2 protein-coding genes and 1 pseudogene are annotated in these 3916 nt (G+C 64.5%); all 3 read left to right on the top strand.

Translation table 11 applies throughout. From position 1 onward, the window contains the following. Positions 1-1181 (top strand): aspartate kinase (locus EOA27_RS26230; RefSeq protein WP_127257627.1); only part of this gene is annotated, 1181 nt, incomplete at its 5' end. A gap of 83 nt (positions 1182-1264) precedes the next feature. Beyond that, positions 1265-3535 carry a phosphoenolpyruvate--protein phosphotransferase gene (ptsP, locus tag EOA27_RS26225; protein WP_126081087.1) on the top strand — a complete coding sequence of 757 codons (2271 nt, stop codon included), beginning with the start codon at positions 1265-1267 and terminating at the stop codon, positions 3533-3535. 139 nt (positions 3536-3674) lie between these two features. Continuing rightward, positions 3675-3916 (top strand): annotated as a pseudogene (locus tag EOA27_RS26220) (PCRF domain-containing protein); the annotation flags it as partial.

Genomic DNA, 3916 nt, shown 5'->3' with positions numbered 1-3916 from the left:
ATGTCAAACGCGAGGTCGATGCCGGCCATGAGGTGGCGGTCGTGGTTTCGGCCATGGCCGGCAAGACCAACGAACTGGTCGCCTGGACCCGCGAGGCCTCGCCGATGCATGACGCGCGCGAATATGACGCGGTCGTCGCCTCGGGCGAACAGGTCACCGCCGGCCTGTTGGCGATCACGCTGCAGAGCATGGGGGTGCACGCCCGCTCGTGGCAGGGCTGGCAGATCCCGATCAAGACCGACAATGCGCATGGCGCGGCGCGCATCCTCGACATCGACGGCGCCTTCCTGATCAAGCGCTTCGGCGAGGGCCAGGTGGCGGTCATCGCCGGTTTCCAGGGCATCGGGCCGGACAACCGCATCGCCACCCTCGGCCGCGGCGGCTCCGATACAAGCGCCGTCGCGATCGCGGCGGCGGTGAAGGCCGACCGCTGCGACATCTATACCGATGTCGACGGCGTCTACACCACCGATCCGCGCATCGAGCCGAAAGCCCGGCGTCTGGCCAAGATTTCCTTCGAGGAAATGCTCGAAATGGCTTCGCTTGGCGCCAAGGTTCTGCAGGTGCGCTCGGTGGAGCTTGCCATGGTACACAGGGTGCGTACCTTCGTGCGGTCGTCCTTCGACGATCCCGATGCGCCCGGAATGGGGGATTTACTCAATCCGCCCGGAACGCTTATTTGCGACGAGGAAGAGATCGTGGAACAGCAGGTCGTCACCGGAATTGCCTACGCCAAGGACGAAGCGCAGATTTCGCTGCGCCGCGTCGGCGACCGTCCAGGCGTCGCCGCCGGCATTTTCGGCCCGTTGGCCGAGGCCAACATCAATGTCGACATGATCGTCCAGAACATTTCCGAGGACGGCAAGTTCACCGACATGACCTTCACGGTGCCGTCGGGCGATGTCGACAAGGCGCTTGCCGTGCTGGACAAGCTGAAAGCCGAAGTCGGTTACGATGTCGTGCAGTCGGAAGCCGGCATGTCGAAGGTCTCGGTCATCGGCATCGGCATGAGGAGCCATGCCGGCGTCGCCGCCACCGCCTTCAAGGCGCTGGCCGACAAGGCGATCAACATCCGCGCCATCACCACTTCCGAGATCAAAATCTCGATACTGATCGATGGTCCCTATACGGAACTTGCAGTTCGTACTTTGCATTCCGTCTACGGTCTGGATAAGCAATAGCAAGAACTGAGTCAGTTGTTGCGTGAACGCCGGCCGCGGGAGAAACTGCGGCGGGCGAAATGCCCATTGGAGAACAAGCCGCGATGCGTGATACGGCCGGTGGCCCGCGCGTTCTGCTCAAACGGCTTCGCGAGCTCATGCAGGAGCCGCTGGAGCCGCAGGAGCGGCTCGACCGTATCGTGCGCGACATCGCCTCCAACATGGTGGCGGAAGTCTGCTCGCTCTATGTGCTGCGCGCCGACTCCGTGCTCGAGCTCTACGCCACCGAAGGTCTGAACCCCAACGCCGTCCACCTGTCGCAGTTGCGGCTGGGGCAGGGCCTGGTCGGCACGATTGCCGCCAGCGCGCGGCCGCTCAACCTGTCCAACGCGCAGGAGCACCCGGCCTTCGCCTATCTGCCGGAGACCGGCGAAGAGATCTACAACTCCTTCCTCGGCGTGCCGGTGCTGAGGGCGGGGCGCACGCTGGGCGTGCTGGTGGTGCAGAACAAGACCATGCGCCATTATCGAGACGACGAGGTCGAGGCGCTGGAAACCACGGCGATGGTGATCGCCGAGATGATCGCCACCGGCGATCTCGCGCGCCTGACCCGGCCCGGGCTGGAGCTCGACCTGCGCCGTCCGGTGAGCTTCACCGGCCTTTCCTTCAACGAGGGCGTCGGCCTCGGCCATGTCGTGCTGCACGAGCCGCGCATCGTCGTCACCAACCTGTTCAACGAGGACAGCGAGGAGGAGGTGCGCCGGCTGCAGTCCTCGCTCGGCTCGCTCAGGCTGTCCATCGACGACATGCTGGAGCGGCGCGAAGTCGCCTTCGAGGGCGAGCACCGCGAGGTGCTCGAGGCCTATCGCATGTTCGCCAATGACAGCGGTTGGGTGCGCCGGCTGGAAGAGGCGATCCGCAACGGCCTGACCGCGGAAGCGGCGGTCGAGAAGGTGCAGAGCGACATGCGCGCCCGCATGCTGCACATGACAGACCCTTATCTGCGCGAGCGGATGAGCGATTTCGACGACCTTGCCAACCGGCTCCTGCGCCAGTTGATGGGGCGCGGCCCCGAGGATGTCGCGGCCGCGCTGCCCAAGGACGCCATCATCGTCGCCCGTTCGATGGGCGCGGCCGAACTGCTCGACTATCCGCGCGACAAGCTGCGCGGCCTGGTGCTGGAGGATGGCGCCGCGACCAGCCATGTCGTCATCGTCGCCCGCGCCATGGGCATTCCCGTCGCCGGCCAGATGAAGGGCGCCGTTTCCATGGCGGAAAACGGCGACGCCATCATTGTGGACGGCGAGGAAGGGACCATCCACCTGCGGCCGCAGTCGGATCTCGAGGCCGCCTATGCCGAAAAGGTCCGGTTCCGGGCCCGACGGCAGGAAGTGTACCGGGAACTGCGCAAGAAGCCGTCGCTGACCAAGGATGGCGTTCCGGTCGATCTCCTGATGAATGCGGGTCTTGCCGTCGATCTGCCGCAGCTGACCGAATCGGGCGCCGCCGGCATCGGACTCTTCCGCACCGAATTGCAGTTCATGGTCGCCTCGACCTTCCCGCGCGCCGAGGCGCAGGAGCGGCTCTACCGCGACGTCCTCGATGCCGCGCGCGGCAAGCCGGTCACCTTCCGCACCATCGATATCGGGGGAGACAAGGTGCTGCCTTATTTCAAGGGCGCGATCCAGGAGGAAAACCCGGCGCTCGGCTGGCGCGCGATCCGGCTCACGCTCGATCGTCCCGGCCTGCTCAGAACGCAGATCCGGGCGCTGCTGAAAGCCAGCGGCGGCCGCGAGCTGAAGCTGATGCTGCCTATGGTGACCGAGCTGTCGGAGATCGCGCAGGCGCGCGAGATCATCGACCGGGAGGTCCGGCACCTGTCGCGCTTTGCCCATCACCTGCCCACCAGCCTTAAGCTCGGCGCGATGCTGGAAGTGCCCTCGCTCTTGTTCCAGCTCGACGAACTTATGAAGGCGGTGGATTTCGTTTCGGTCGGCTCCAACGACCTCTTCCAGTTCATGATGGCGGTCGACCGCGGCAACACGCAGCTTGCCGACCGTTTCGACACGCTTTCGGCGCCGTTCCTGCGGGTGTTGAAGACGATTGCCGATGCCGGCGTGCGCAACAACACGCCGGTGACGCTGTGCGGCGAGCTTGCCGGCAAGCCGATCTCGGCAATGGCGCTGATCGGCCTCGGCTTCCGCTCGATCTCGATGTCGCCGGCCTCGATCGGCCCGGTCAAGGCGATGCTGACAGAGCTGCCGCTGCAGGAGCTGAAAGACTTCTTCAAGGACAATCTGATGGCGCCCAGCCTGGGAACGCCGATGCGGGCGCTGCTGCAGGCGTTTGCCGACGACCGTTCTATTCCGCTCTAGATTCACGTGAGGGCGGTCTGCAAATGGCGATTTTCTGCGCTCCCGGTGCTCATGTACCTAAATGTACATTCGGCTCCAGTTCTCGAAACTCGCCATTTTCGACTCGCCCTGACGTGAATTCCATCGAAGTTCGAAGACCATGATCAACCTGCCTCGCGACCGTATGGATCAAGTCGTCAAGCGTTTCGACATGCTCGAAGCGCAGATGGCGGCCGGGCCTGCCGCCGATCAATATGTCAAAATGGCTTCCGAATATGCCGACATCCAGGAGATGGTGGGCAAGATCCGGTCGTTGCGAGCAGCCGAGCAGGAGCAGGCGGATCTCGAGGCGATGCTCGCCGACAAGGCAACCGATGCCGAGATGCGGGCCCTGGCCGAGGC

It is taken from the genome of Mesorhizobium sp. M2A.F.Ca.ET.037.01.1.1 (genome assembly GCF_003998075.1).
Classification (GTDB): Bacteria; Pseudomonadota; Alphaproteobacteria; order Rhizobiales; family Rhizobiaceae; genus Mesorhizobium.
Note: the sequence above shows the minus strand (reverse complement) of the source record. Positions and strands in the feature narration are given on the sequence as shown.

Bases quoted from the DNA above. Each gene is read 5' to 3' on its own strand.
- ptsP (WP_126081087.1), top strand. From the start codon at position 1,265: ATGCGTGATACGGCCGGTGGCCCGCGCGTTCTGCTCAAACGGCTTCGC.